Source organism: Plesiocystis pacifica SIR-1 (assembly GCF_000170895.1).
GTDB classification, from domain to species: domain Bacteria; phylum Myxococcota_A; class Polyangia; order Nannocystales; family Nannocystaceae; genus Plesiocystis; species Plesiocystis pacifica.
In genome coordinates, this window is sequence record NZ_ABCS01000005.1 from 1 (window position 1) to 25,236 (window position 25,236).

Genomic DNA, 25,236 nt, shown 5'->3' on the forward strand with positions numbered 1-25,236 from the left:
TGCGCGCCCGCTCCCCCGCCCACGCCCGGGCGCTGACCCAGGCCCGGCTGCGCGCCCACCCCGACGACGCCGACGCGCACATGCTCACCGCCGAGCTGGCCCTCGACGGCGACAACCCGGCCCTGGCCCTGCACCACACCCGCCTGCTCCTGGCCGCCGACCCCGAGCTCGCCCGCGCCCACCACCTGCGCGCCCGGGCTCGCTTCGCCCTGGTCGAGCGCGCCGAGGGCGAGCGGGCCAAGGCGCAGCTCGCCCGCGCCGTGGACGAGCTCGAGGCGGCCCTCGAGGCCGGCCTCGACGACCCCGGGCTCGTCGAGGAGACCCTGGTCCTGGCCCTGCTGCGCGTGGGCGACGAGGCGGCCATGGACCGCGCCGGTCGAATCCTCGAAGATCTGCTGGCGCGCCGGGCCGACCCGACGACCCGCAAGCGCCGCCAGGACCTCGCCGATCGCGTGCGCGGTCAGACCCCGAGCCGGCAGCGATGAGCGAAGACGACGCGGCACCGACAGCACCGACAGCGCCGGGGTCGATCCGTCGCAGCCTGTCGTGGACCCTCCTCGGCGAGGGCGTGTTCGCGGCCTGCCAGTGGTTCTCGCTCATGGTCGTCGCCAAGCTCGGCTCCCCCGAGGCCCTGGGCCGCTACGCCCTCGGCCTCGCCGTCGCCACGCCGATCATCGTCCTCGCCAACCTCCACCTGCGCCCGATCTACGTCGTCGACGTGCGCAGCCGTTGGCGCTTCGGCGACTACCTGCGCCTGCGCATGCTGTTGATCCCCGGGGCCCTCGCCGCCACGGCCGGGGTGTGCCTGGTCCGGGGCTGGCCCGCGCTGACGATCGGGGTGGTGCTGCTCGTCGCGCTGATCCGCGCCTCGGGCAGCGCCACGGACATCCTCTACGCCCGGGCCCAGCGCGCCGAGGCCATGGACCCCATCGGGATCTCCCGGGCCGTGCGCGGCGTGCTGTGGATCGGCATGCTCGCCCTGGGCCTCGCGCTGGGCGGCGAGCTCCTGGCCCTGGGCCTCGCCGCCGCCGCCTTGCTGCTGTTCACCCTGGCCTACGACCTGCCCAGGGCCCAGGCCGCCACGGGCCCCGACGACCTCGCCCCCAGCCCTCCCGGCGAGGCGCGGCGCCGAGCCTTGCGCGCGCTCGCCTGGGAGGCCCTGCCCATGGGGGTCGCCGGCGGCCTCCTGGGTATCGCGGGCAACGTGCCGGCCTACGTGCTCGAGGCCAGCCACGGCCTCGAGCAGGTCGGCTTCTTCGCCGCCGTGCTGTCGATCATCCAGGCCAGCGGCGTGTTCAACATGGCCCTGGGCAACGCCGCGATCCCTCGCCTGGCCAAGCTCGCCAACGTCGACGCCGACGAGGGCGACGCCCGCCAGTTCTGGCGCCTGCTCGCCAAGCTCCTGGGCCTGGTCCTGGTCCTCAACGGCCTGGGCGTGCTCGCCGTCGCGCTCATCGGCGACCTCTACCTGCGCGTCGCCTACACCGCGGACTACGTCGCCTACCTGCCCCAGCTGGTGCTCGCGTCCGGGGCCGCCGTGGTCCTGGGTCTGGCCAACATGCTGTCCCAGACCCTCACGGCCCTGGGCCGCTTTCGCATGCAGCTGGTGCTCAACGCCGTGGCCCTCGGCTTCGCCCTGGCGATCGCCCTGTGGCGGATCCCGACGGGCGGGCTCACCGGCGCCGTCGAGACCCTGATGGCCGTCGCCGCCTTCCGCTTCGCGCTCTACCTCGGCGCCAACGCGGCCGTGGGCCCCCGCGCCCGCTGACCCCGCTGACCGCCGCGGGTCAGCCCAGGCAGCCAGGCCATGCCCGCGAGGATCCAGGTGTGCCGCCAGTGCACGCTGTCGATGACCATGGACTCGACGCAGATCGCCGCGAGCGAGCCCGCGACCACGGCCATGGCCGTCTGCACGCGCACGTCCTCGGCGTCGATCGCCAGCCAGGCCGAGCGAAAGAAGGAGCCGAACAACAGCGCCGCCAGGCTCAGCCCGCCCAGGTAGCCGTTCTCGACGAAGGCGCGCACGTAGGCGTTGTGGGCCGCGCGGGTGAAGGTGCTCTCGGACTGCCCGGGCCCGATGCCCAGGGGCGTGCGCGTGGCGACCTCGAGGGCCTCGCGCTGGGTCGCGAAGCGGTCGGTGTCGTAGCGCTGCAGGCCCAGGCGCTGGTCGAGCATGGTCTGGACCACGTCGACGGAGGCCAGGCGATCGAGGGCGAGCGCCAACAGCACCGCCGCGACCGGGACCATCAGCAAGAGCATGGCCCGCGAGCGCGGCGAGCCGAAGGCGACCATGCGCAGGCCAAAGAACACCGCCAGGCCCAGGGCCAGGCTGATCCACGCCCCGCGCGAGTAGGTCAGCAGCACGCCCATGGCGCAGACCACCAGCACGATCGTCCACGGCAGCCGGCGCCCGCGCTCGAGGCTGACGAGCTGGGCCACGGCCCACACCGCCGGCGCGACCAGGTAGGCCCCGTAGACGTTCGCGTCCTTGAACAGCGCGTGGACCCGGCCCTGGGGGGCCATGCGCGCGGCGAAGGGCAGCACGCCAAAGTAGCTGCCGATCGCCAGCACCGAGGTCACCGTCGCCCCGATCGCCCAGCCCGCGAACAGCACCTGCAGCGCCCGCTCGCCGCTCTTGCCCACGAAGCCCAGGACCAGCGCCCACGCGAGGATGAGGTAGGCCGTGATCGCAAAGAAGCGCGCGCCCACGAACAGCAGCTTGGCCGCCGGCAGCGAGAGCACGTTGGCGACGATGAACAGCGCGACGCAGACCAGCGCGAAGGCGCTGCCCCGGGGGATCGCGAGGCGGCGCAGGAGCAGGGCGAGGGGGAGCAGGCCGACGGCGAGGAGGTCGAAGGGCGCGGGCTCGATGAACACCACCGCGCACAGGCCCATGGTCGCGAGCATGATCCACTCGAAGCTGTCGAGGCGGCCGAGTCGGGCCCGCTTGGACGAGACCGGCCCGCGCTGCTGCTGCCCGCTCACCCTCGGAGGGTACACCGCATGGGCGAGCTCAGCCCGCGCGCAGGTAGGCCTGGGCCAGGCGCACGGCCTCGTCCACGAGCTCGTCGCGCCGGCTCGGCTCCGAGACCGCCGCGGACACGACCGCGCTGACGGCGTGCACGAGCACGGCGGCGACGAGCTCGGCCCGCGCTGGCTCCACGGCGCCACGGGCCTGGAGCGCCGCGCCGAACAGCTCGGCGAAGCTCGAGCCCCACGCCGCCCCGGCTTCCCGCAGCGGACCGACGAGCTGAGTGCCGAGCCACAGCTGGGCGTAGCCTGGTTCTTCGAGATAGAAGTTAGCGAAGGCCCGGATGACCCCGGCGAGCACGATCTGGGCCTCGACCTCGGCGGGCTGGGACAAGGGCGGCAACAGGGCCTCCGCCAAGCGCACGCGGTAGCGCTCGAGCAAGGCCTCGAGCACGGCCTCCTTGTTGGGGAAGTACTGGTAGACCGTACCGATCGACGCCCCGGCCTGGCGCGCGAGGGCGTTGGTGGTCACGCCCTCGTAGCCCACGGTGGCGAGGAGCTCGGCGGCGGCGTCGAGGATCGACTCGCGGCGCTGGGTGGCGCGGCGTTGCTTGGGCTGACGCACGAGCGGGCAGCGTGGCAAAAGTTGAGCATTGACTCAACTTCGACTAGAGTTGAGCTAATGCTCAACTTCTCAGAGCGCCGCAAAGCCCCAGCCTGGCTGGGCCTAGCCAGCTTTTGCGTGATCTGGTGCGTTGCCTGCGCCGGTCCAGAGGAGCGCTTGGGCTGGCCCGGCCTGGTCCTGGCCCTCGGCGCGGGCGCCCTCGCGATGACCCCCGGCCCCAAGCCGCGACGCATGCTCGCAGCCCTCGCCTGCGGAGCCCTCGTGGTCGGCACGGGCTGGCTGCCTGCGCTGTGGCCCCTGGCCCAGATCGTCATGGTCCTTCCGGCGGCGCTGCTGTGGCTCCGCGAGGCTCGCCAACCACCGCTGACCCGCGGCCGCGTCGAGTGGCTGCCCGTGCTCGTCCCGGCCCTCGCCGCCGCCGTCGCCCTGCCGCTGTGGTTCGCCCTCGACCCGAGCGCCGACCCGGGCCGCTACCCCTTCCCCGATCTCCCCGCCGCGCTGCTCCTCGTCGGCGCCCTCGTGTTCGCCACGGTCAACGCCGCCCTCGAAGAGCTGTGCTTCCGCGCGTTCATGCAAGGCGCCCTCGACGAGCTCGGCACCCCGGCGATCGCCATCGTGCTCCAGGGCGTCGCCTTTGGCGTCGCGCACTGGTTCGGCTTTCCCAGTGGTTGGTGGGGGGTCCTGCTCGCCGGCAGCTGGGGCGTCGCCCTGGGCTTCGTCCGCTGGCGCTGCGAGGGCTTGCTCGCGCCCTGGATCGCCCACGTGTTCGCGGACCTGACGATCTTCGCGGTGCTGTGGGCCGCGCAGAGCTGAAGCCGGGGCTCGCCGACCAGGGGATGGGGCGACGGTCCAACCCGACGCGCGTGCTACCGTCGAAGGGAGCCGCTCGCCGGCTCGGATGGATCCGCCGCGATGGATGACACGCCCTTCGTGAGTCCGCTGGTCCGGCGTCGCCGCGAGGGCGCGCTGGCCAAGCTCCGCTTTGGCGCGCCTCGAGCCTCGCCCGAGCGCACCCAGCTGTGCGCCCGCCTCGACGCGAAGCTGCTCGAGACCTGCGCCTCGCTCCCGGCCCCGCTGCAAGCCGACGCACAGGCCGATCTACGCCGCTACGGCGCGGGCCAGCGCAGCTTCACCGAGCTGTTTCACCCGCCCACCTGGACCTTCCTGCAAGCGCCAGCGCTCGACGATGAAGCCCGGGCCCTCGCCGAGAGCGTGCAGGCCCACGGCCTGTTCCTGCACCTGTGGGACGACCACCTGTGCGACGGTCAGCTCGCCCCGACGCCCGCGCGGCTGCAGCTCGGCGCCGCGGCCTGGCGCCGCTTCGAAGCGGACGCCCTCGCCCTCGCCCAACACCGGGGCCAGACCCCAGGGGTAGTCGGCGAGGCCATCGCTCGCTACTTCGCGGCGCTCACCGGCCGCGCAGCCGTGGGAGACCTCAGCGCCTACCTCGAGCGCTTCCGGGACGAGGTCGCGATCTGGACCCTCGCGCCGCGCCTGGTTGGTGGGCCGCGCCTCGCCGCGGTGGTCGAGGACTTCAGCGTGGCCTGGCGCCTCGTCGATGACCTTCAGGACGCCCGCGAGGACATCCTGTCCGGGCAACGCAGCGCGCTGTGGTGGTCCTGCGGCGAGGAGCTGCGCGCGACCTGGGAGGCCTGCCGGCGCCGGCGCTCCGGAGAGCTGCGCCGCGGCCAGGTCGAGCCTGGGGCCTGGGCGCGCTTCGAGGCGGCGGTCTTCGACGAGGGAATCGTCGCCGAGGCACTCGATAGTGTGCACACGCTAATGTGCACCTCACATGGAAATGCGGTGATTTTGAAATACGTGCACATTGCCCAAGAGATCAGCGAGATGGCCATTGGGCTGACCCCACCCATTCCGGAGAACAGCCCCTAGTCCCAGGTAGGGGGCCATATTTACATGAATTTGTGTCTTGACCGCGTCGGCTCGCCTGTGAGAGTTTGCATCGCCCTTTGGAATCGTAGGGCGACATTTCGCCGAGGTGATTGGAGAGCGCGATGAAAAGCACGTCCTTGTATTTCAACGGTAGTGGTACCCACATCGCCCTGGGCAACCCGGCTGCAGCGCAGATCACCGGGGACCAGACCATCGAGATGTGGATCCGCCCCGCGGCCCTGGGCAAGCGCCAAAACCCCATCGCCAAGGCCTACGGCGGCGAGGGCACCATCACCCTCGAGTCCGACGGCTCGATCAACTACTACTACGGGACCAGCGGCGGCAACGACTCGCCCTACGTCGGCTTCGGCACCGGCGAGCCCATCATCCGCGTGGGCGAGTGGGCCCACATCGCGATCGTCCGCGACCTGCAAAACGGCACGCTGCGCTGGTACCACGACGGCCGGCTGGTCCAGGAGATGGCCGCCCCCCATCCCCAAGCCAAGGCCGGCAGCAACCCGCTGACCATCGGGACCGGCTACGCCGGGCGCTTCCACGGCGAGATCAGCGAGGTCCGGCTGTGGTCCGTGGCGCGGACCCAGGCCCAGCTCCAGGCCAACCTGCGCATGCGCCTGCTCGGCAGCGAGCTCGGCCTCGCGGGCTACTGGCCCCTCGACGAGTCCGGCGGCGCCGTCGCCTACGACCGCTCGGGTCGCAACAACAACGGGACGATCAACTCGGGGCACTGGCGCGGCTACGGCCCCGCCTTCCACCCGCGGGTCGAGGCCCTGAGCTGCGACGGCTCCAACGACTACGTCGACATCGGCAGCCCCGCCGCCGTCAAGATCACCGGCGACCAGACCATCGAGCTGTGGATGCGCCCGCGGGTCCTCGGCAAGCGCCAAAACCCCATCGCCAAGGCCTACGGCGGCGAGGGCACCATCACCCTCGAGACCACGGGCTCGCTCAGCTACTACTGCGGCCAGTCCGGCGGCAACGGCTCGCCCTACATCGGCTTCAACAGCGACGTGGGTGTCCAGGCCGGCCGGTGGACCCACGTGGCCATCGTCCGCGACATGGCGGCCAAGACCCTCAGCTGGTACCACGACGGCGAGCTCGTCCGCAGCGGCGCGCTGACCCTCGACTCGATCACCGCCGGCAGCTTGCCGCTGCGCATCGGCAAGGGCTACGTCGAGGACTTCGACGGCGACCTCAGCGACGTGCGCCTGTGGTCCGTGGCCCGCAGCGCCGACGAGCTCGCGGCCAACTACCAACGGCGGCTGCGCGGGAGCGAGGCCGGCCTCGCGGGCTACTGGCCCCTCGACGACGGCCCGGGCGCCCGCGCCTGGGATCTGAGCCCCAACGCCAACGACGGCGTGATCTCGAACCCGCGCTGGACCAGCAACGGCCCCGGCCTCAACCGGCCCATGGCGCTGCAGCTCGACGGCTCCAGCGACTCCGTCGAGATCCCCCACTCGGCCCAGGTCTCCGTCACCGGCGATCAAACCATCGAGCTGTGGCTGCGCCCGCGGATCCTCGGCAAGCGCCAAAACCCCATCGCCAAAGCCTACGGCGGCGAGGGCACCATCACCCTCGAGGTCAACGGCTCGATCAGCTACTACTGCGGCCAGTCGGGCGCCAACACCTCGCCCTACATCGGCTTCACCGCGGCGGCCAACATCGCCGCGGGGCAGTGGACCCACGTGGCCATCGTCCGCGACCTGGGGACGCAGACCCTGACCTGGTACATCGACGGCGTCGAGACCAGCGAGACCGACCTCGCCTACTCGAGCATCACGGCCAGCGGCGCCCCGCTGACCATCGGCTCCGGCTACGTGCACAACTTCGACGGCGAGCTGACCGAGGTGCGCCTGTGGTCCATCGCGCGCACGGAGGCGGAGATCCGCGCCGACAAGGATCGCCGCCTCGTCGGCGTGGAGGAGGGCCTGGCTGGCTACTGGCCCCTCGCTGGCGGCACCGGCGAGGGCACGGAGGATCGCTCGCGCTACGCCAACCATGGCCAGCTCCGAGCCGACGCCAGGATCGGGCTGAGCGACCACCGCCTGCCCGCGGCCATCCCCTGCTCGGCCGCCCTGCGCTTCGACGGCGTCGACGACTACGTGCAGATCGGCAACCCGAGCGCGGTGCAGATCACGGGCGACCAGACCATCGAGATGTGGCTGCGCCCGCAGGTCCTCGGCAAGCGCCAAAACCCCCTCGCCAAGGCCTACGGCGGCGAGGGCACCATCACCCTCGAGCCCAACGGCAGCATCGGCTACTACACCGGGACCTCCGGGGCCAACGGCTCGCCCTACATCGGTCATCACACGCCGGAGGGCACGGTCGCGGCACAGCGCTGGACCCACGTGGCGATCGTCCGCGACTTCACCAACAACTCGCTGCGCTGGGTCATCGACGGCAGGCGCGTCAACGAGCGGACCATGCCCTACCCGGCCGCGACCGCCGGCGGCAACAACCTGACCCTCGCCGCCGGCTACGTCGAGCGCTTCGAGGGGGACCTGGCCGAGGTCCGCGTGTGGTCCACGGCGCGCACCGACGAGCAGATCGCCGCCAACCTCGACCGGCGCATGCGCGGCACCGAGTCCGGCCTGGCCGGCTACTGGCCCCTGTCCAAGGGCAGCGGCGATCGGGCCTGGGACCTCAGCGAGGGCCAAAACCACGGCACGATCTACAACGCCCCGCGCTGGCACGTCGGCCCGACCCTGATCCCCGCGACCTCGCAAGCCAGCGCCGGCGCGCCCCAGGTGGGCGTGGTCAGCGGGCAGAGCAGCCTGGGCGCGAGCGAGGGCGCGCCGACGACGGTGCAGCCCGCCGAGCTCCCGGACGCCCTGAAGAACCTCGAGTCCATCGAGGTCGAGGTGATGTTCGTGCCCTTCAACCTGCCCATCGAGTTCGCGGGCGCGGTCACGGTCGAGCCCTTCGCCAAGGCCATCAGCTACGCGGGCACGGCCACCCTGACCGCGCCCTTCGACGTCAGCGTCGACCCCCTCGAGATCGCCCTGGCCAAGGGCGAGGAATTCGAGTGGATGGTCAAGTTCGGGCTGCCGCAGTCGCGGAGCATCTCGACGGTCATCCAGGACCACGTGATCGCGCAGATCCCCAGCGCGATCCGGCCCTTCGTCGAGACCCTCGTCTCCCCCTACCTCGCGATCTACGACGACAGCATCATCATCCTGGCCAACGCCGAGGGTGAAGACAGCGAGCTGGGCTCGTACCTGGCCGGCTTCAACGTGTTCACCACGCTGATGGCCTCCGAGGTCCCGCCCTTCAACTTCCTCCACTCGACCTTCCCGCAGCTGGGCCTCGACACCCGCGAGGTCGTGCTCGCCGTGGGCGCCGAGAGCGGCGCAGAAAAGAACTTCTTCGTCGGCGCGGCGCTCATGCTCGAGGTCGAGCTCGGCACCTCGCTGATCGTGTTCGAGTCGATCTCGCTCAACGTCAGCAAGCAGCTCACGGACACCACCGTGGGCGCCGAGATCGCCTTCCGCCTCGACCTCGCCGGAGAGATCCTGAAGCTCCGCGGCGGCATCGAAGCCACGGCGGGCGCGGGCAACTCGGTCACGGTCTGGGGTGCCCTCGACGCCGCCGACGGAGCCTGGAAGGACCCCTTCGGCATCCGCGGCCTGACCATCGCCGGCCTCGGCGTGCAGGTCGGCGCGACCCCGACCTTCCCGTGGATCGTGCTCGGCGTCCGCGGCGAGGTGCACATCGGCAGCGGCCTGCTCGGCGCCCGCGTCGGCATCCTGATCGACAGCAGCGACGCCTCGAAGTGCATCCTCGACATCTACAGCGAGGAGGGCATCGACCTGCCCAAGCTGATCGACGCGCTGACCGGCAGCTGGCTCGACGTCAGCGGCATCCTCGACGTGGCGATCACCGACCTGCAGCTCTACATCGCGCCCAAGGGCGGGACCATCGCGGGCAAGAGCTACGACCCGGGCTTCAAGCTCGGCGGCAAGCTGAACCTGTGGGGCCTCAACGCCGAGGTCGAGGGTGAGCTCGACTTCGACGAGGGCGGCTCCTTCAAGGGCAACATCGACCCCATCGTGCTCCAGGCCGGCGGCGTCGAGTTCCTGCGCCTGACCAGCACCAACGGCAACGACGGCGCGTCCGTGGACGTGGAGTTCTCGCGCTCGAAGGTCGGCGGCAAGATCGACGGCGAGTTCCGCCTGCTCGGCGGCCTGTACAAGAGCAGCACCTACGCCGAGCTGAGCAACAAGGGCTTCACGGCGCACCTGAGCTCCGGGGGCATGGGCATCTACCAGGACACCTCGGTGACCCTCGAGGACGGCCTGTTCCGGCTCAGCTACGGCCCGACCATCGGCGTGAGCGTGTCGATCGCGGGCTACGACATCGGCCTGTCCGTGGGCACGACCATCGTCACCGAGGTCGACGCGCACAGCTTCAGCCAGTCGATCTCCTTCTCCTTCTCGGCCATGGGCGTGAGCTACTCTCCCGGGCCGTTCACGATCACCGTCCCCTTCAAGGACGTCGGCGAGCTCGCCGAGGCCTTCTACGACTTCGCCAAGGACCTGATCGTCAGCGGCCTGCTCGGCTCCATCGCCGAGGCCGCGCAGATCGCCTTCGACTGGGTCAAGACCAACGTCACCGCCGTGGCCGAGGACGCCGCGAAGTTCTTCGAGAACGCGGGCGCGGCCGCGGCCGACATCGCCGAGGGCCTGGTCTCGAGCTTCGGCGTGGCGGCTGGCGACGCCGTCGGGATGCTGTCCGTCGGCGCGCAGGAGGCCGCCTCGATCCTCAAGAACAGCTTCAACTGGAGCGTCGACCAGACCGGTCGGTGGCTCAAGGACGCGGGCGGCTTCGCCGACGACGCGGTCAGCTCTGCCCTCAGCGGGGCCGGCTACGCGGCCAGCGAGGTCGGCGACTTCATGGCCGACGTGTTCGGCGGCAGCTGGATCCCCTTCGTCGACATCATCCCCCACATCGACTACGTCGACCTCGGCGGCTACTGAGAACTGGGAACTGGGAACTGGGAACTGGGAACTGGGAACTGGGAGCGAACCATGGCAAACGCACGCAATCGCTGGTCCATCGAACAAGCCATCCTCGAGCAAGCCGCCGCCAACGCGGGCGAGCTGCGCAAGCTCGCCAACGACCCCAAGGGGACCCTCGAGCAGGCCCTCGGTGAGTCCCTGCCTCCGGGCGTCGAGGTGCGCGTCGCCTTCGACCTCGACGACAAGATCCACCAGGTCCTGCCCTTCGCCGGGCACGCCTTCCTGGGCGCGATCGAGCCGCCCGAGGGCAAGCAGGCCATCCCCGGCCTGCGCGGCCTGTCCGTCGCCACGGCCCACCGCGCCGCCACCGACGAGGCCTTCTGCGCGGCGCTGTGCGAGGACCCGGCCGGCCTCGCCCGCGCCCACCTGAGCAAGCTCGAGCTATCCGAGGCCATGCGCGTCGAGGTGGTCCAAGAGGACGCGAAGACCGTGTGGCTGACCATGCCGCTCAACGGTCGCGGGGCCCTGCGCAAGCGCCTGGTCAAGCGCGCCGAGAAGAGGGCCGCCCGCAAGGCCGAGCGCGAGGCCAAGCGCGCCGAGAAGCGAGCCGCCCGCAAGGCCGAGCGCCGCGCCGCCCGGGAGGCCGCCCGCGGAGACCAGCCCGCGGCCCCGCCGGTCGAGCAGATCCCCGCCGAGCACCAGGGATGAGCGTCGAGCTCCGCCCCCTCGGCGTGGAGTGCAACCTCGCCTGCCAGTACTGCTACCAAAACCCGCAGCGCGACCTCGCCTCGAGGCCGCCGCCCTACGACATGGACGCCATGCTCGCTACCCTCGAGGCCGAGGGTCAGCCCTTCGCCCTGTTCGGCGGCGAGCCGCTCCTGGTGCCCCTCCCCGACCTCGAGCGGATCTGGGCCTACGGCCTCGAGCGCTTCGGCCAAAACCGGATCCAGAGCAACGGCGCGCTGATCGAGGCCGCGCACGTCGAGGCCTTCCTGCGCTACCGGGTCCGCGTGGGCCTGTCCATCGACGGCCCCGGCGAGCTCAACGACGCGCGCTGGGCCGGGACCCTCGAGCGCACCCGGGCGCGCACCGAGGCCTCGCTGACGGCCCTACGCCAGCTGTGCGAGGCCGAGGTCCCGACCAGCTTGATCCTGACCCTGCACCGGCAAAACGCCTCGCCCGAGCGCCTGCCGAGGCTGCTCACCTGGGTCCGAGAGCTCGACGCCATGGGCCTGCTCGGCGCCCGCCTGCACCTGCTCGAGGTCGACGACGCGGCCGTCGGGGCGCGCTACGCCCTCGACACCGCCGAGAACCTCGCCGCCCTCGAGGCCTTCGCCGCCCTCGAGAACGAGCTGCGCATGGGCCTCGACGTGTTCGGGGACATGCGCACCATGCTGCTCGGCGAGGACGAGCGGGCGTCTTGCGTGTGGCGCTCGTGCGACCCCTACACCACCGCCGCCGTGCGCAGCGTCGAGGGCCGCGGCGAGCTGAGCAACTGCGGGCGGACCAACAAAGAGGGCGTGGACTTTGGCAAGGCCGACGCCCCGGCCTACCTGCGCTCGCTGCTGCTCTACCAGACCCCCCAGGCCCACGGCGGCTGCCAGGGCTGCCGCTTCTTCACGGCCTGCCGCGGCCACTGCCCGGGCACGGGCATCGACGGCGACTGGCGCAACCGCAGCGAGCACTGCGAGGTTTACTTCGCGCTGTTCGAGCGCCTCGAGGCCGAGCTGATCGCCAAGGGCGAGGAGCCGCTGTCGCGCAGCCCCCTTCGGCCGGCCATCGAGGCGCGCCTGACCCGGGCCTGGGCCCGCGGCGAGAACCCCAGCCTCGCCCAGCTGCGCCGTCGCCTCGCCCGCGAGGAGAGCTCGCCGTGATCGCCCGCCTCGACTTTCACCTGCCCCGCTTTCGTCGCTGGCTGTGGGTCAGCGCCGAGGCTCGGGCCCACTGGGAGCCGCGCCTCGCCAGCTTGGCCGCTGGGCTCGAGACCCTGGCCCTCGAGGCGGTCGCTTCCAAAGCCGGCGCCGCGCGGCTGGTCGACCCGACGCCGGCGGAGGTCTCGGCCTTGCGCGAGCGCGCGCGGGCCCACGGCCTGGTCGCCCTGCGCATGCCTCGACGCGAAGACTTGGCCCCGCACGTCCAAAACCCCACGCTGCTCACCCGCGCCGACGCCGACGTCCCCGGCAGCTGGCACCGCGGCGATCTGGACGCCGTGCTCGCGGCCCTGGGGCTCCCGCCCTGCTGCGCCGCCGCCTGGCGGCGGACCCACGTCGAGGCGCGCTGGCGCGACGGCGCGTGGGGGACCCACGGCGAGCTGCAGGGCGAGGTCGAAGGGCCCGCGCTGCTCAACCGCATGCTCGCGCCCATCGGCGTCCACGCCTGCGCCCACGATCCTTGCGGCCCGCGCTGCGAGGCCAGCGTCGACCGGGCCCGGGGGCGCCTCGATCGCGCGCCTGCGGAGCTCGCCGAGCACCTCGAGCAGGTCCTCGACTGGCCCATGGAGTGGAACGCCCTCCACGGCGTCGTCGAGCTGCGCACGCCGGTGGTCAAGCTCAGCTGGGACACGGATCCCTGCGCGAGCGCGGTGGTCCGCCGCCGGCCGGGCCGCGTCATGCCCGAGCACGCCGCCGTGGGTCAGCGCTTCCCCTACCGCGACCCAAACCACCACAAGCTGCTGCACAGCGTCGGCTGGCGCCGCGGCCTCGCCCACGCCGAGGCGAGCGGGGAGTCGCCATGAGCGAGCCAGTGCCAGTGCCAGCGCCAGTGCCAGCGCCAGAGTCAGACCTGGACTGGGCCGCGCTCGCCTTGCCCGACGCCGCCGGCGAGGGCGCCCGCATAGCCCGACGCCTCGCCAGGACCCGGGAGGGCCGCTGGGCAGGAGAGAGCGCTCTGGGCCCGCCCCGGCCCGGCGAGCCCACGCTCTTCGACGGCGCCGTGGCCCTGCGCCACGCTCGACCCCGCTGCCTGCTCCCGCGCTACACCAACGGCGAGCTCGACCACCCCAACCTCGCCATCGCCGAGGCCGAGGTCGCGCGCTGGCCCGCCGGCTACGCCCTCGTCCGCGAGCTCATCGACACCTTCAACCCCATCCTCGACGCCGAGGTCCCCCGCGAGCGCTGGGCCGAGGCCCGCGGCTCCTCGAGCCACTTCGACAAACGCCGCTTTGGCCTCGTATTTGCGACCTACTACGACCCCCGCGGCCTGGCCCAGGCCTTCGTGCACGAGGCCGCGCATCAAAAATTGTTCGGCCTCGGCGTATTGGTAGAGCGCGCCGATCGCATCGTGGTCAACGACCCCGAGCGCCTCTACCCCAGCCCCATCGTCCTCGATCGCCCGCGCCCGATGACCGCCGTACTCCACGGCGAGTACTCCTTCATCCACGTCACCGAGCTGCTGCTGCGCATGATCGAGGCCCAGGCCGAACGCGGCGACGACCCCCGCGAGCGCCTCGCCCTGCGCACCTTCCTCGAGCGCAACGTCCAGCGCCTGACGCCGGGGCTCGAGACGATCCGCGAGCACATCGAGACCGACGCCGCCGGCGAGCGCTTCGTGGGCGCCTTCGTCGAGTGGGCCGAGGACGTGCTCCGCCGCGGCCGCGAGTGGCTCGAGCGCTCGCCCGCGTAAGCCGCTCACGCACCCCAAAGCGCGGACAACATCGCGAACACACCGCCCCTCACGCGTCCGCTCGGGCGTGCACGACCCCCCCTGCCTTCGAGTACGAAGACTGGGGCCCCGAAGTCTGGAAGCGAGCCCTGTGCGTCCCCTGGCAAGGCCGCCACGTGACCGCACTCGCCACCCACAACGTCGGCCAAGAGGCCAAGGTCGAAGCCGTCCTCGACGGCGTCCGCTTCGACCCCTAGGCCGACCCCAAACCCATCACGCCCGACCCCACCCCACCGCCACGACCCAGACCTCCGAACGAACAAACGCCCCCGCGAGCGGGGGCGACCACATGCACCCTAGCGGGCACGAACCCCATTGCCCACCAAGCCAAAGCGGAGGAGCGGAGCGACAAAGCGCCCCCGGTCCTCCGCCCCCTGTGGGGGCATAATGGGGGCATCATCAAAACAGCTGGAGCGCCCCGACGGAGGCGGGCACCTCGTCGTCGCCGACGAAGTTCAAGTTCCCATACCCCAGCCGCCCCTCGCCGCCGTCGCCCCAGCACAGCACCCGGCCGTCGGCCCGCACCGCGCAGGTGTGGTTGCCGTCGACGAACACGTCCGTGGCCACGCCGCCGATGTCGACGGCGCCCGCCGACGCGGGGCTCTCGTTGTCGCCGACGTTGGTCGCGTTGCCGTAGCCGAGCTGACCGCGGGCGCCCCAGCCCCAGCAGCGCAGGGTGCCGTCGTCGAGCAGGGCGCAGCTGTGGGCGTTGCCGCAGTCGACCTCGACCGGGGTGCCGCCGACGTCGACGGTGCCCACGGCGTCGGGGGTGTTGACCAGGCCGACCCAGGCGACGTTGCCGTAGCCGAGGCGGCCCTCGTTGCCCTTGCCCCAACACTTGATCGTGTCGTCCTCGAGGATGGCGCAGTTGTGGAACCACCCGCCGGCGATGGACTTTGCGGTGTTGCCCAGGGGCACGGCGCCGGCCGAGGCCGGGGTCTCGTCGTCGCCCACGTCCTCGTTGACGCCGTAGCCGAGCTGGCCGTTGTTGGCCTCGCCCCAGCAGCGCACGGTGCCGTCCTCGAGCAGGGCGCAGGTGTGCGCGAAGCCCAGGGCCAGGCCGGTGACCGTGCCGCCGACGTTGACCGGGCCGAACAGGTCGACCCACTCGGCCGGGGTCTCGTCGTCGCCCACGTCCTCGGCGAAGGCCCCGAGGGCGTAGCCGAGGCGGCCCTCGTTCTCCCGGCCCCAGCACACCAGGTCCCCGTTCTCGAGCACGGCGCAGGTGTGGAAGGCCCCGCCCTCGGTCTTGGCGAGGGTCACCGGGCCGCCCACGTCCACGAAGGGCGCGGCGCTGGGCGGCTCGTCGTCGCCGATCGTGACGATGTTGCCCGCGCCGACCTGGCCGTCCGTGGGCCGGCCCCAGCAGCGGATCTGCCCGGCCATCAGCACGCAGGTGTGCGAGATGCCGGTCATGACCGAGTCGATGGTCCCGCCGACGTCCACGAAGCCGAGGCTGTGGGCGAGCTCGTCGTCGCCGATGTTGTCCTCGGTCGCGTAGCCCGTGCGCCCGTCGTCGCCGTTGCCCCAGCAGCTGAGCTTGCCGTGGTCGTACTGGGCGCAGGTGTGGTTGCCGCCCATGGCCACGTGGACGATCTCCGTGCGCGAGCAGTCGTTGTGGCACGCGTCGTCGTCGTTGGCGTTCTGGTCGTCGCACTCCTCGTTGCCCGCCCACACGAAGCCGTCGCCGCAGGTCGGGAGCAAGCACTCGGTGGTGCAGTCGTCGGTGTTGTCGGCGTTGGCGTCGTCGCACTCCTCGCCCGGACCGCCCGGGTCCCCGTCGCCGCAGCCGTTGACCACGCAGCCGGTCAGGCACTCCTGGCCGGGGCCGATGTTGTCCGCCCCGGGGTCGCACTCCTCCACGCCCTCGAACAGGTTGCCGTCGCCGCACACGTTGAGCAGGCACGAGAGCGTGCACTCGCCCGCGTCGGAGTTGAGCCCGCCCTGGTCGCACTCCTCCACGCCCGCCCAGGTCACCCCGTCGCCGCAGCTCGCGGCCACGCAGGTCGCCAGGCACGCGTCGGTGTCGTCGAAGTTGCCGTCGTCGCACTCCTCGCCCGGGTCGAGGACCCCGTCGCCGCAAAAGCCCGTGGTGCAGTCGTTGTTGCAGCCGTCGCCGTCGATGCCGTTGCCGTCGTCGCACTGCTCGCCGGGGCCGTCGAAGCCGTCGCCGCACACGTTGAGGAAGCAGCCGGGCACGCAGGCCTCCGAGGGCCCGATGTTGTCCTCGCCCGGGTCGCACTCCTCCACGCCCTCGAACAAAAAGCCGTCACCGCACTCGTTGATCTCGCAGCTGTTGAGGCAGATGTCCGCGTTCGAGTCGTTGCCGTCGTCGCACTCCTCGTCGCCCTCGACGATGCCGTCGCCGCACTCTGGGTCGCCCTCGGTCGTGTCCGTGTCCGTGTCGAGGTCGGAGGTGTCCTCGAAGGAAAAGCTCGTCTCCTGCTGGTCCGGCGGGACGTCGACCGTCGCGTCCGTGCGCCCGCACCCGGTGACCGTCAAAGCCCCGCAAAGTAGGGCCCCCCACAGCATCGCCGAAGCCGCGCTCGAGCAGGTAGTCGAAGCGCCCAAGGCGTAAGTGGCGCCCCCACGCCGAAAAGCAGACCGCATGGCTCGAATGTACACCCGAAGAACCCCCCTGTCCGGCGACTCCGGGCAATTTGGTGGGTCCCCGACCCCGAGTTGGATCGGCCGCAGCGCGCGTCGACGGCTCCCGCAAATTCACGCGAAGGATCCGAAGCGCGCGGTCATGGACAGCCGCAGCTTCGCTCGCGCCCAGCCCCCGCCATCAACTGGCCGGGCGTTTAGCTGGCACCGAGGTAGCGCGCCACGACCAGCAGCCGGTTCTCCCAGCCGGTCGCGCGCCCGAGCAGGCCAAAGCCCACGATGCCCGCGCGCAGCACCGGGTCCGACTTGTTCTTCGCCAGCAGCTCCGGCAGGGGCGTCGATCGGGGCGTCTGCTCCAGGAGCTCGAAGCCCCGGTCCTGGAGGATCTGCCGCCACGCCGCGCGCCCAAACTTGAAGATGTGCGTGCCCGGGTGGACGCCGACCTCGAAGGCCCCCTGCGGCTGCAGGCGACCGCGCAGGAACAGCACGTGGTGGTAGACCGATTCCTGCGCCGGGGTCTCGGCGACCAGCAGCCCACCCGGGCGCAGGACCCGACGGACCGCGTCGAGGAAGGCCGCCGGCTGGTCCATGTGCTCGATGACGTTGAAGGCCGCGACCGCGTCGAGGGAGCCGTCCTCGTAGTGCTCGTCGAGGCTCGCCAGGCGCACCGAGCCGGGCATGCGCCGGTTCGCCTCGGCCACCGCCGACTCCGACAGGTCCGCCCCCTCCGCGGCGTAGCCCGCCGAGCGTGCCTGGTAGATGAAGTCGCCGTGCATGCAGCCGACCTCGAGCACGCGCGGGTGGGTGCGCGCGTTCGCGTGGCGCTCGAGCGCCCCCAGGCGCGCCGCGTTCTCCTGGTGCACCGTCGCCTCGACCTCGAGGTAGGCCGCCTCGTCGTCCGCGTTGAACTCGCTGCCGAAGCGCGTCGGGTCGCACCACAGCACCTTGCAGTGCGGGCAGTGGCGAACCGCGAAGCGCGGGCGCTTCAGGTGCACGGGCGCCTCGCGGTACCCACAGAACACGCAGTCGGGCTGGGCGAACTCGTCGGCCACGGTCCCAGACCATACCTCAGCCCGCGGAATGCACCACCCGGATGAGGCGTCGACCTGCACCTCAACCACGTCTCAGCCCCTTCGTGACCCGATGTGCCGGGCTTTTCGACCTCCGGCCCTTTCCTGATACCTTCCAGCGATCATGAGCCCCCAGCGCCTCGCTCTCGTCTACGGTGGCCGCTCCTCGGAGCACGACGTCTCGATCCGCAGCGCCACGGAGGTCCTCGCCGCCGTCGACCGCTCCCGCTTCGAGCCCGTCGCCGTCGCCGTGACCCGCGAGGGCGCGTTCAAGACCGGCCCCATCGACGCGAGCCTCCCCGGCCCCACCGAGGCCCCGCTGCGCGCCGTGCTCGAGTCCGGCGAGCCCATCGCCGACCTCGGCGCCTTCCTGCGCAGCTGCGCCTGCACCTTCCCCTTGCTCCACGGCCCCTACGGCGAGGACGGCACCATCCAGGGCCTGTTCGAGGTCTTCGACGTGCCCTACGTCGGCTCCGGCGTCCTCGCCTCCTCCCTGTGCATGGACAAGGTCGCGTTCAAGCGCTACGTCGCCGCCGCGCCCAACGACATCCCCGTCACCCCGGGCATCAGCGTCGACCTGGTCCTCGAGGGCCGCGAGCGGGTCTTCGAGCGCGCCCACGCGGCGGCCGAGGCCCACGGCTTTCCGCTCTTCGTGAAGCCGGCGAACCAGGGCTCGTCGGTGGGTGTCAGCCGAGCCGATGACCTCGCGTCCTTGGACGCCGCGCTGGATCTCGCGCTGCGTTACGACGCGCAGGTGGTGATCGAAAAGGGGCTGGACGCTCGGGAGATCGAGCTGGCGGTGTTTGGAGATGGCGGACCGGACACGGTGGTCAGTCCGCCGGGGGAGATCATCTTGCCCAAGGGCGAGTGGTACACCTACGAGACCAAGTACGTGGATGACGTCGCGAGCTACGCGATCCCCGTGGAGTTGCCTGCGGCGACGACCGCTCGGCTCCAGGAGCTGGCGCTGCGGGCGTTTCGGGCGACGCGGTGTTCTGGGTTGGCTCGGGTCGACTTTCTGGTCGAGCGTGACTCGTTGGAGCCGTGGCTCAACGAGGTCAATACGCTGCCTGGGTTCACGAGCATCAGCATGTACCCGAAGCTGATGGGGGTTGCGGGGGTCTCGTATACGGAGCTGATCTCGAAGTTGGTCGACTTGGGGCTGGCGGCGTACGAGCAGCGTCGCGGGCTGTCGACGACGCGCTGAGGGTTTGGTGTCCTCCTGGACTCAGGGGGGTTGGGTGCTCGCCGGTGCGGACGCGAACGTGGGGGGGCCCGTTAATTGTGTCCTGGACTTAGGTGGTCTCGGGTGCTCGCCGGTGCAGGCGCGAGACGGGGAGACCCCCTCACCGCTCAGACAGGTCCTCGCCGGTGGGCGTTGGGGTGCTTGAAGGTTGGCTGTTGGCCGGCTGCGGAACTCGCGGCTGAGGGGGTCGCCCCGTCTGGTTCGCGCCAGCCTTCGCAAGGGCCTTCTCCGTCTCGAGCGTGGGGGGGGGGCCGTTAATTGTGTCCTGGACTTAGGTGGTCTCGGGTGCTCGCCGGTGCAGGCGCGAGACGGGGAGACCCCCTCACCGCTCAGACAGGTCCTCGCCGGTGGGCGTTGGGGTGCTTGAAGGTAGGTTGTTGGCCGGCTGCGGAACTCGCGGCTGAGGGGGTCTCCCCGTCTGGTTCGCGCCAGCCTTCGCAAGGGCCTTCTCCGTCTCAGGCGTGGGGGAGGGCGGCTGCTGTCCTGGACTTAGGTCGTCTCGGGTGCTCGCCGGTGCAGGCGCGAGACGGGGAGACCCCCTCACCGCTCAGACAGGTCCTCGCCGGTGGGCGTTGGGGTGCTTGAAGGTTGGCTGTTGGCCGGCTGCGGAACTCGCGGCTGAGGGGGTCTCCCCGTCTGGTTCGCGCCAGCCTTCGCAAGGGCGTTCTCCGTCTCAGGCGTGGGGGAGGGCGGCTGCTGCTGTTGGCGGTAGGTTGTACGGCTGCTGCTGTTGGCGGGTGGGGGTTGTACGACCGCTGCTGTCGGCGGTGGGATTGTACGACCGCTGCTGTCGGCGGTGGGGTTGTACGACTACTGCTGTGTGCAGCCCGGGTTGTACGACTACTGCTGCGTGCGGTGGGGTTGTACGACCACTGCTGCATGCAGCCCGGGTTGGAGAGCAGGCTATTTTTCCCCATGAGGTGCTATCGGGAGGCCCTCGACAGCGTCCGCCCCGACGATGAATCGTGCTCGCTTCGCTGCGCGCGATTCATCCACCTCACGCTCGCTTCGCTCGCTGCGGCTCCGGTCATGGGGCGGCGAGGGGAAATGTTTTGGCGGGGGTGAAGACCATGGTTGCTGGGACTTTGCTGGTTGTGGAGGTTGGTGGGGATGCAACCGGCGGCCGCGGACCTCGTGTTGGTTAGCCCGGCATTTTTCTGGCGCATACACAGCAGGCCGCTCGGCGGGAGGGGTCCCTGCGACGAGCACCGAGCCGAGTACAGACTTGGAAGAGCAATGAGGTGTAGCTCGGCTCGAGCGCAGGAGTGGGGAGGAGCCCGCCGAATAGGCCGCGGAGCACCGTCGGAGCCAACCCAGCACCGCAGTCCAAATTGCACCGTCGGAGCCAACCCAGCACCGCAGTCCAAATTGCACCGCCGGAGCCAACCCAGCACCGCAGTCCAAATTGCACCGCCGGAGCCAACCAAGCACCGCAGTCCAAATTGCACCGCCGGAGCCAACCCAGCACCGCAGTCCAAATTGCACCGCCGGAGCCAACCCAGCACCGCAGTCCCACGCACCGCCGGAGCCAACCCAGCACCGCAGTCCAATTCCAAGGCCCAGACGCTCTACGGCACCCGCTCGACCATGAACAGCAAATTATCCTCCCCATCCATCCCCGGCATCTTCCGCCCCCGATACCCCAACTTCGGCGGCACCAAAAACCGCCGCCGCTCCCCGACCTTCATCCCCATCACCCCCCGATGCATGCCATCGATCACGTCGTTGCTCTCCCCCGCCTTGAAGTACAGCGCCTTCCCATCGTGCGAACTGTCCAACACCTTCCCAGACGACTTCCCCGGCTTCACCGCCTCCACCACGTAGTGCACCCGCACCCACTCTCCCTTCGCCACCTCGGCCCCCTCCCCCTCGGCCATCACCTCCACGAACACGCACGCCCGATCCTCCCCATCCCGCAAATTCCCCGGCTCACACCCCTCGTCCACCACCCGCAGCGCCTCCCCAGCGTAGGCCGAGGCCGGGGCGGGATCCGCCCCGCAGGCGCTCAGACCGACGCCCAAGAGAGCCGCCAAGACCGCGGCGCGACAGGCCGTGAGCCACCGAAGGGTCGAAAAGCGCATGCGAGGATCATCGCACGTTGACGCCCGCCCCGCGACGGGGCAAAACCCCCGCCCATGGCCGCCGCCAGCACCACCGTCGTGGTCTACCAGTACCCCAAGTGCTCGACCTGCCGAAAGGCCATCAAGTGGCTCGACGCCCAGGGCGTCGCCTACCGCAGCGTCGACATCGTGTCCGAGCCGCCCAGCGTCGCCGTGCTCGAGCAGGTCCGGCGCGTCGCCGGGGTCGAGCTCAAAAAATTGTTCAACACCTCGGGCCAGAGCTACCGAAACGGCGGCTGGAAGGACAAGCTGCCCAGCACCAGCGAGGCCGACGCCTACGTCGCGCTGGCCAGCGACGGCAAGCTGATCAAGCGGCCCATGGTCGTCGGCGATGACGTGGCGCTGATCGGCTTCCGCGAGGCCGAGTGGGCCGAAGCGCTGGGCTGACGAGTCAGGGCCCGGTGTCCGTCTCGGTCTCCGTGTCCATCTCTTGACTCGCGCCGGGCCGGCACAGCTCGGTGTCGATCGCCGCGTCGCCAGAGCCGACCGAGTAGGGCAGGAACACGAACTGCGCGACCTCGAGGTCGGTGATGCGCCCGGGGAAGACCTGGCGCACCCGCGGGCCCGGGGCCAGCAGGCAGCTCGAGCTGGGCACGAAGGACTCGTCGCCGATCTCGATGAGCGCCTCGACGAACATCAGGTAGCCCGGGTCGTCCTCGCCGGGGGTCCCGTTGGGCCCGGAGATCGGCACGGGCTCGGCGACGCCGCGGCCGCGGTTGCACTCGAAGGCCTCCTGCACGACCACGGTGCAGCCCGCGGCCTCGTAGCCCTCGTCCGTCGAGCACGCGGCGTCGTTCTCGGCCACGGTCAGCTGCACGCGCAGGTTGAAGCGCAGCCCCGTGCTGTCGAGGAACTCGCAGGTGTCGTCCCGCGCGCCCTGGGGGTAGATGGGCTCGAGGGCGCCGTCTTGGAACTGCCAGTAGACCTCGACCAGCCCCTCTTCGCTGCCGCAGCCGGTCAGGCTAGCCAGGCCAGTCAGGCCGACCCCAGCCACCAGCAGACCCGCGAACAGCCGCCCCTTCACCGCTTGGGTTGTACCACGTGCGCGGCGGGGTCCGGCGCCTCGGGCCCAGCCGCGCGCCGCCGATGGAACAAGCGATAAAACAGCAGCGCCCCGGCGAACCAGCCCGCCGCGATCCACACCGAGGGGTCGCCCTGGCGGGCGAGGACCGCGAGCACGAGCACGCTCGAGATGGCGTAGAGCACCGGCGGCAGGGGGTACAGGAAGGTCCGGTAGGGCCGCTCCAGCTTGGGCAGCCGTCGGCGCAGGATGACCACGCTGAGCACCGTGAGCGTGCCGGTGATCAGCATGGCGCTCGAGGTGTAGGCGATGAGCGTGTCGAGGCCGTCGCCGAACAGGGCCAGGTCGAGGAAGAGCAGGGCCAGGGCGATGCCGCACTGCATCCACAGGGCGACGGCGGGGGTCGCAAAGCGCGGGTGCAGGTCGCCCGCCGCCTTGGCGCAGTCGCCCTGCTTGCCCATGGCGAAGGCGATGCGCGAGCCCGTGAGCACGGAGCCGTTGAGCGAGCCGATCATCGCCAGGACGATGAGCCCGGTGACGACCAGGACCCCGAGGGGGCCGAAGATGGCCTGGGCCGCGGCGGTCCCGGCCTCGCCGACGTCGGCCAGGCCCTCGAGGGAGAAGACCTCGAGGAAGCCCGCGCACAAGATGAGGTAGAGGGCGGTGACGATCGCCGTGCCGCCGACCAGGGCCCGGGGCAGGTTGCGCGCCGGGTTCTTGATCTCGCCGCCGACGTAGATCGCCGCGTTCCAGCCCGAGTAGGCGAAGTAGACCGGCAAGTAGGCGTGGGCCAGGTCGAACACGCTGGCCTCGGAGGCGCTCTCGTTGCTCCCGGTCAGCACCTCCGGGGGCGTGGCCGGGTCCTGGCTCCACAGCACCACCAAGGTGGTGATCAGCAGGACCGCCAGGGGCACGGAGGTGACCAGCACCTGGACCACCCCAGAGATCTTCACGCCGACATGGTTGATGATCGTCAGGGCGACGATGATCCCGGCGGCCCACAGGTGCGAGGCGGGGACCGACCAGCCGAGGATCGCGACGGGCTCGGCCACGGACGCGCCGAACAGGGTCGGCAGCTGGTACTTGGCCGTGGCCACGGCGACCGAGGCGAGGGAGCCTGGAAAGATGGCCAGTAGCTGCAGCCAGCCCGCGGCGAAGGCGATGCCCGGGCCCCAGCTCTGGCGCAGGTAGGCGTAGTCGCCCCCGTCCCGCGGCATCATCGCGCCGAGCTCGGCCAGGCTCAGGGCGCCGAACAGCGCCGCGAGGCCGCCGAGGATCCACACCAGCATGAACGGCCCGGAGCCGGTGACGTAGGCCGCGACCTCCGGGGGCGAGATGAAGATCCCGATGCCCAGCATGGAGCCGGCGACGAGGGCCAGGGCCGGGAGGCCGCCGAGGGTCCGGAAGTGGGTGCCCGAGCCTCCGGAGCTAGAACCAGCAGCGCCGTCGCCCTGTGCCTGGGGAGCCGTCACGATTCCGCGGACCTTAGCCCAGCTCGGTCGAGCTGTCGCCTTTGTGGCAGCCTTTCTGGGCCCGCAGCGGCCGTGCCGCGGGCGCCGGGGCAATTCCACCCAGGCCAGCTCGATCCGCGCGCGGGGGAAATCACGCTGGCGGCGCGCGACGCCAGCGGCTCGGGCCGTGACGGGCGCGTTGGCAGGCGGTCACAAAACGGGCTAGCGTCCGGCCCGTGCCGGCCTTGCAAGCTCGCGGCTGCCCCGACGTAGGTCCTGCGGTGTCGCCCTCGAACTCCCATCGCTGCGCGAGCACGCTCGGCCGCGCCCGCACATTCCTGATGGCCCTGAGCTTGGCCGTGGCCGGTGGCGCGAGCGCCTGCGCGACGGGCCCCAACCTGTCCTCGGACTACAGCCAGACCGCCCGCGAGAACTACGAGCTGGCCCAGGCGAGCTTCGACAACCAAGACTGGGAGGACGCGGCCGCCTACGCCCGCTTCGTCCGCGAGCGCTTCCCCTACTCGCGCTACGTCCGCGAGGCCAAGCTGCTCGAGGCCCGGGTGCTCTACGAGCTCAAGGAGTACCCCTCGGCCCAGGACGCCTTCCGCATGTTCATGGCCGAGCACCCCACCCACGAGCACGTGGTCAACGGCTGGGTGCCCTACATGGTCGCGGTCTCGGCCTACATGGCCTCGCCGAGCTCCGTGCCCTTCCTGCCGCCCCACTTCCAGCGCGACCAGGAGCTCCTGCGCCAGACCCTGATGGAGCTCGAGGTGTTCTTCGACCGCTACAGCGGCACGCGCATGGAGCCCCTGGCCCGGAAGCTCGAGGCCGAGGTCAACCGCCGCCTGCTCGAGCACGAGCTCTACGTCGCCCGCTTCCACCTCGACCGCGACCGGCCCGAGGCCGCGATCATGCGCCTGTCCTCGGCCCACGATCGCTACGCCGGCATCGGCCTCGACGCCGAGGTGCTGTTCCTGCTCGGCATCACCTACCTGCGCGTCGGCGAGGTCGAGCTGGGTCGGCAGACCTTCACCGAGCTCCAGATGCAGCACCCTGCCCACCACCACGGCGAGCAGGCCAAGCTCTATCTCAAGTACATGGACGATCGCTACGGCCCGCCGGACCCCAACCGGCCGCGGCCCGATCGCACCCCGCCCATGCCCGAGGTCCCCGCCCAGTCCAAGGAGGGCGAGTTCAAGGACTGGCGCTGGCGCAAGGCCCAGCGCGACGAGAAGCGGGACGCCAAGATCGAGGCGGAGCGCGAGTCCCTCGCGCCCACGGACGCCGTCGGGACGCCGAAGGCCAAGCCCAAGCAGCCCGAGACTGAGACTGAGACTGAGACTGAGACTGAGACCGAGCAGCCCGAGGCCGAGCCCGAGCAGCCCGAGTCCGAAGTCGAGGCGCAGCCCGAGCCCGAAACCGAAGCGCAGCCCGAGGCCGAAATCGAGCAGCCCGAAGCCGAAGCTCAGCCCGAATCGGAAGTCGAAGCGCAGCCCGAGGCGAGCGATCCCGAAGCCGCCTGAACGGCCTCCCACGCCGGTAAGCGCTAAACGTCGAGCCCGCCTACCCCGAGGCGACGCTTGGGGCCACACTGGCT

General features: G+C 71.1%; 18 protein-coding genes and 1 pseudogene. 12 read left to right on the forward strand and 7 right to left on the reverse strand.

The genetic code is table 11. From position 1 onward, the window contains the following. Both PPSIR1_RS03660 and PPSIR1_RS03665 read left to right on the forward strand, forming a co-directional pair. Positions 1-485 (forward strand): annotated as a pseudogene (locus tag PPSIR1_RS03660) (hypothetical protein); the annotation flags it as partial. Then, positions 482-1,768, forward strand: coding sequence for a lipopolysaccharide biosynthesis protein (locus tag PPSIR1_RS03665; RefSeq protein WP_045115328.1), 1,287 nt, complete (start codon positions 482-484; stop codon positions 1,766-1,768). The pseudogene PPSIR1_RS03660 and the gene PPSIR1_RS03665, both read left to right, overlap by 4 nt. Here PPSIR1_RS03665 and PPSIR1_RS03670 read toward each other — a convergent pair. Both PPSIR1_RS03670 and PPSIR1_RS03675 read right to left on the reverse strand, forming a co-directional pair. Next, the gene (locus PPSIR1_RS03670; RefSeq protein WP_006969636.1) at positions 1,726-2,985 is read right to left on the reverse strand and encodes an O-antigen ligase family protein; all 1,260 of its coding nucleotides are present in this window, start codon (positions 2,983-2,985) and stop codon (positions 1,726-1,728) included. The genes PPSIR1_RS03665 and PPSIR1_RS03670 overlap by 43 nt on opposite strands. Before the next feature lie 28 nt (positions 2,986-3,013). After that, positions 3,014-3,595: a TetR/AcrR family transcriptional regulator gene (locus tag PPSIR1_RS03675; protein WP_006969637.1), complete on the reverse strand. Its 582-nt coding sequence runs from the start codon at positions 3,593-3,595 to the stop codon at positions 3,014-3,016. Between the two features lie 57 nt (positions 3,596-3,652). On the opposite strand from PPSIR1_RS03675, the gene PPSIR1_RS03680 reads away from it, so the two are divergent. The 7 genes from PPSIR1_RS03680 (at position 3,653) to PPSIR1_RS03710 (ending at position 14,082) form a co-directional block, all read left to right on the forward strand. Continuing rightward, the gene (locus PPSIR1_RS03680; RefSeq protein WP_006969638.1) at positions 3,653-4,408 is read left to right on the forward strand and encodes a CPBP family intramembrane glutamic endopeptidase; all 756 of its coding nucleotides are present in this window, start codon (positions 3,653-3,655) and stop codon (positions 4,406-4,408) included. Between the two features lie 99 nt (positions 4,409-4,507). Then, positions 4,508-5,485 (forward strand): hypothetical protein, encoded by a 978-nt coding sequence (locus PPSIR1_RS03685; RefSeq protein ID WP_006969639.1) that lies wholly within the window; start codon positions 4,508-4,510, stop codon positions 5,483-5,485. A 122-nt stretch (positions 5,486-5,607) separates the two neighbouring features. Continuing rightward, positions 5,608-10,479, forward strand: coding sequence for a LamG domain-containing protein (locus tag PPSIR1_RS03690; RefSeq protein ID WP_006969640.1), 4,872 nt, complete (start codon positions 5,608-5,610; stop codon positions 10,477-10,479). Between the two features lie 51 nt (positions 10,480-10,530). After that, on the forward strand, positions 10,531-11,169 hold the full coding sequence (locus PPSIR1_RS03695; RefSeq protein WP_006969641.1) for a hypothetical protein: 639 nt from the start codon (positions 10,531-10,533) through the stop codon (positions 11,167-11,169). After that, positions 11,166-12,335 carry a radical SAM protein gene (locus tag PPSIR1_RS03700; protein ID WP_006969642.1) on the forward strand — a complete coding sequence of 390 codons (1,170 nt, stop codon included), beginning with the start codon at positions 11,166-11,168 and terminating at the stop codon, positions 12,333-12,335. Before PPSIR1_RS03695 ends, PPSIR1_RS03700 begins: the two co-directional genes overlap by 4 nt. Beyond that, positions 12,332-13,195: a glutamate--cysteine ligase family protein gene (locus tag PPSIR1_RS03705; RefSeq protein WP_006969643.1), complete on the forward strand. Its 864-nt coding sequence runs from the start codon at positions 12,332-12,334 to the stop codon at positions 13,193-13,195. The genes PPSIR1_RS03700 and PPSIR1_RS03705 overlap by 4 nt, the downstream gene beginning before the upstream one ends. Before the next feature lie 68 nt (positions 13,196-13,263). Further along, positions 13,264-14,082: an aKG-HExxH-type peptide beta-hydroxylase gene (locus PPSIR1_RS03710; protein ID WP_157595165.1), complete on the forward strand. Its 819-nt coding sequence runs from the start codon at positions 13,264-13,266 to the stop codon at positions 14,080-14,082. A gap of 438 nt (positions 14,083-14,520) precedes the next feature. Here the strand turns inward: PPSIR1_RS03710 and PPSIR1_RS41730 are convergent, their stop codons facing one another. Together PPSIR1_RS41730 and PPSIR1_RS41735 are read right to left on the reverse strand one after the other, a co-directional pair. After that, positions 14,521-16,692 carry an RCC1 domain-containing protein gene (locus PPSIR1_RS41730; protein ID WP_157595166.1) on the reverse strand — a complete coding sequence of 724 codons (2,172 nt, stop codon included), beginning with the start codon at positions 16,690-16,692 and terminating at the stop codon, positions 14,521-14,523. 233 nt (positions 16,693-16,925) lie between these two features. Next, on the reverse strand, positions 16,926-17,780 hold the full coding sequence (locus PPSIR1_RS41735) for a class I SAM-dependent methyltransferase (RefSeq protein ID WP_006969648.1): 855 nt from the start codon (positions 17,778-17,780) through the stop codon (positions 16,926-16,928). A gap of 142 nt (positions 17,781-17,922) precedes the next feature. Between PPSIR1_RS41735 and PPSIR1_RS03725 the strand changes: the two genes are divergently transcribed. After that, entirely contained in the window at positions 17,923-19,005 is a 1,083-nt protein-coding gene (locus PPSIR1_RS03725; protein ID WP_006969649.1) for a D-alanine--D-alanine ligase family protein, read from the forward strand. 1,607 nt (positions 19,006-20,612) lie between these two features. Here PPSIR1_RS03725 and PPSIR1_RS03735 read toward each other — a convergent pair. Next, positions 20,613-21,125: an FKBP-type peptidyl-prolyl cis-trans isomerase gene (locus tag PPSIR1_RS03735; protein ID WP_006969651.1), complete on the reverse strand. Its 513-nt coding sequence runs from the start codon at positions 21,123-21,125 to the stop codon at positions 20,613-20,615. A gap of 54 nt (positions 21,126-21,179) precedes the next feature. On the opposite strand from PPSIR1_RS03735, the gene PPSIR1_RS03740 reads away from it, so the two are divergent. Beyond that, entirely contained in the window at positions 21,180-21,551 is a 372-nt protein-coding gene (locus PPSIR1_RS03740; RefSeq protein WP_006969652.1) for an arsenate reductase family protein, read from the forward strand. A gap of 4 nt (positions 21,552-21,555) precedes the next feature. On the opposite strand, the gene PPSIR1_RS03745 is transcribed toward PPSIR1_RS03740, so the two are convergent. Beyond that, on the reverse strand, positions 21,556-22,188 hold the full coding sequence (locus PPSIR1_RS03745; protein ID WP_006969653.1) for a hypothetical protein: 633 nt from the start codon (positions 22,186-22,188) through the stop codon (positions 21,556-21,558). After that, complete coding sequence (locus PPSIR1_RS03750; protein WP_006969654.1) at positions 22,185-23,657, reverse strand: APC family permease; 1,473 nt, start codon at positions 23,655-23,657, stop codon at positions 22,185-22,187. Before PPSIR1_RS03750 ends, PPSIR1_RS03745 begins: the two co-directional genes overlap by 4 nt. A gap of 320 nt (positions 23,658-23,977) precedes the next feature. On the opposite strand from PPSIR1_RS03750, the gene PPSIR1_RS03755 reads away from it, so the two are divergent. Further along, the gene (locus PPSIR1_RS03755) at positions 23,978-25,162 is read left to right on the forward strand and encodes an outer membrane protein assembly factor BamD (protein WP_006969655.1); all 1,185 of its coding nucleotides are present in this window, start codon (positions 23,978-23,980) and stop codon (positions 25,160-25,162) included. The last annotated feature ends 74 nt before the right edge of the window (positions 25,163-25,236 follow it).

Coding starts and splice junctions, on each gene's coding strand:
- PPSIR1_RS03735 (WP_006969651.1), bottom strand. CDS start 21,125: ATGCGCTTTTCGACCCTTCGGTGGCTCACGGCCTGTCGCGCCGCGGTC.
- PPSIR1_RS03685 (WP_006969639.1), top strand. CDS start 4,508: ATGGATGACACGCCCTTCGTGAGTCCGCTGGTCCGGCGTCGCCGCGAG.
- PPSIR1_RS03695 (WP_006969641.1), top strand. CDS start 10,531: ATGGCAAACGCACGCAATCGCTGGTCCATCGAACAAGCCATCCTCGAG.
- PPSIR1_RS03740 (WP_006969652.1), top strand. CDS start 21,180: ATGGCCGCCGCCAGCACCACCGTCGTGGTCTACCAGTACCCCAAGTGC.
- PPSIR1_RS03700 (WP_006969642.1), top strand. CDS start 11,166: ATGAGCGTCGAGCTCCGCCCCCTCGGCGTGGAGTGCAACCTCGCCTGC.
- PPSIR1_RS03665 (WP_045115328.1), top strand. CDS start 482: ATGAGCGAAGACGACGCGGCACCGACAGCACCGACAGCGCCGGGGTCG.
- PPSIR1_RS03680 (WP_006969638.1), top strand. CDS start 3,653: ATGCTCAACTTCTCAGAGCGCCGCAAAGCCCCAGCCTGGCTGGGCCTA.
- PPSIR1_RS03755 (WP_006969655.1), top strand. CDS start 23,978: ATGGCCCTGAGCTTGGCCGTGGCCGGTGGCGCGAGCGCCTGCGCGACG.
- PPSIR1_RS03690 (WP_006969640.1), top strand. CDS start 5,608: ATGAAAAGCACGTCCTTGTATTTCAACGGTAGTGGTACCCACATCGCC.
- PPSIR1_RS03725 (WP_006969649.1), top strand. CDS start 17,923: ATGAGCCCCCAGCGCCTCGCTCTCGTCTACGGTGGCCGCTCCTCGGAG.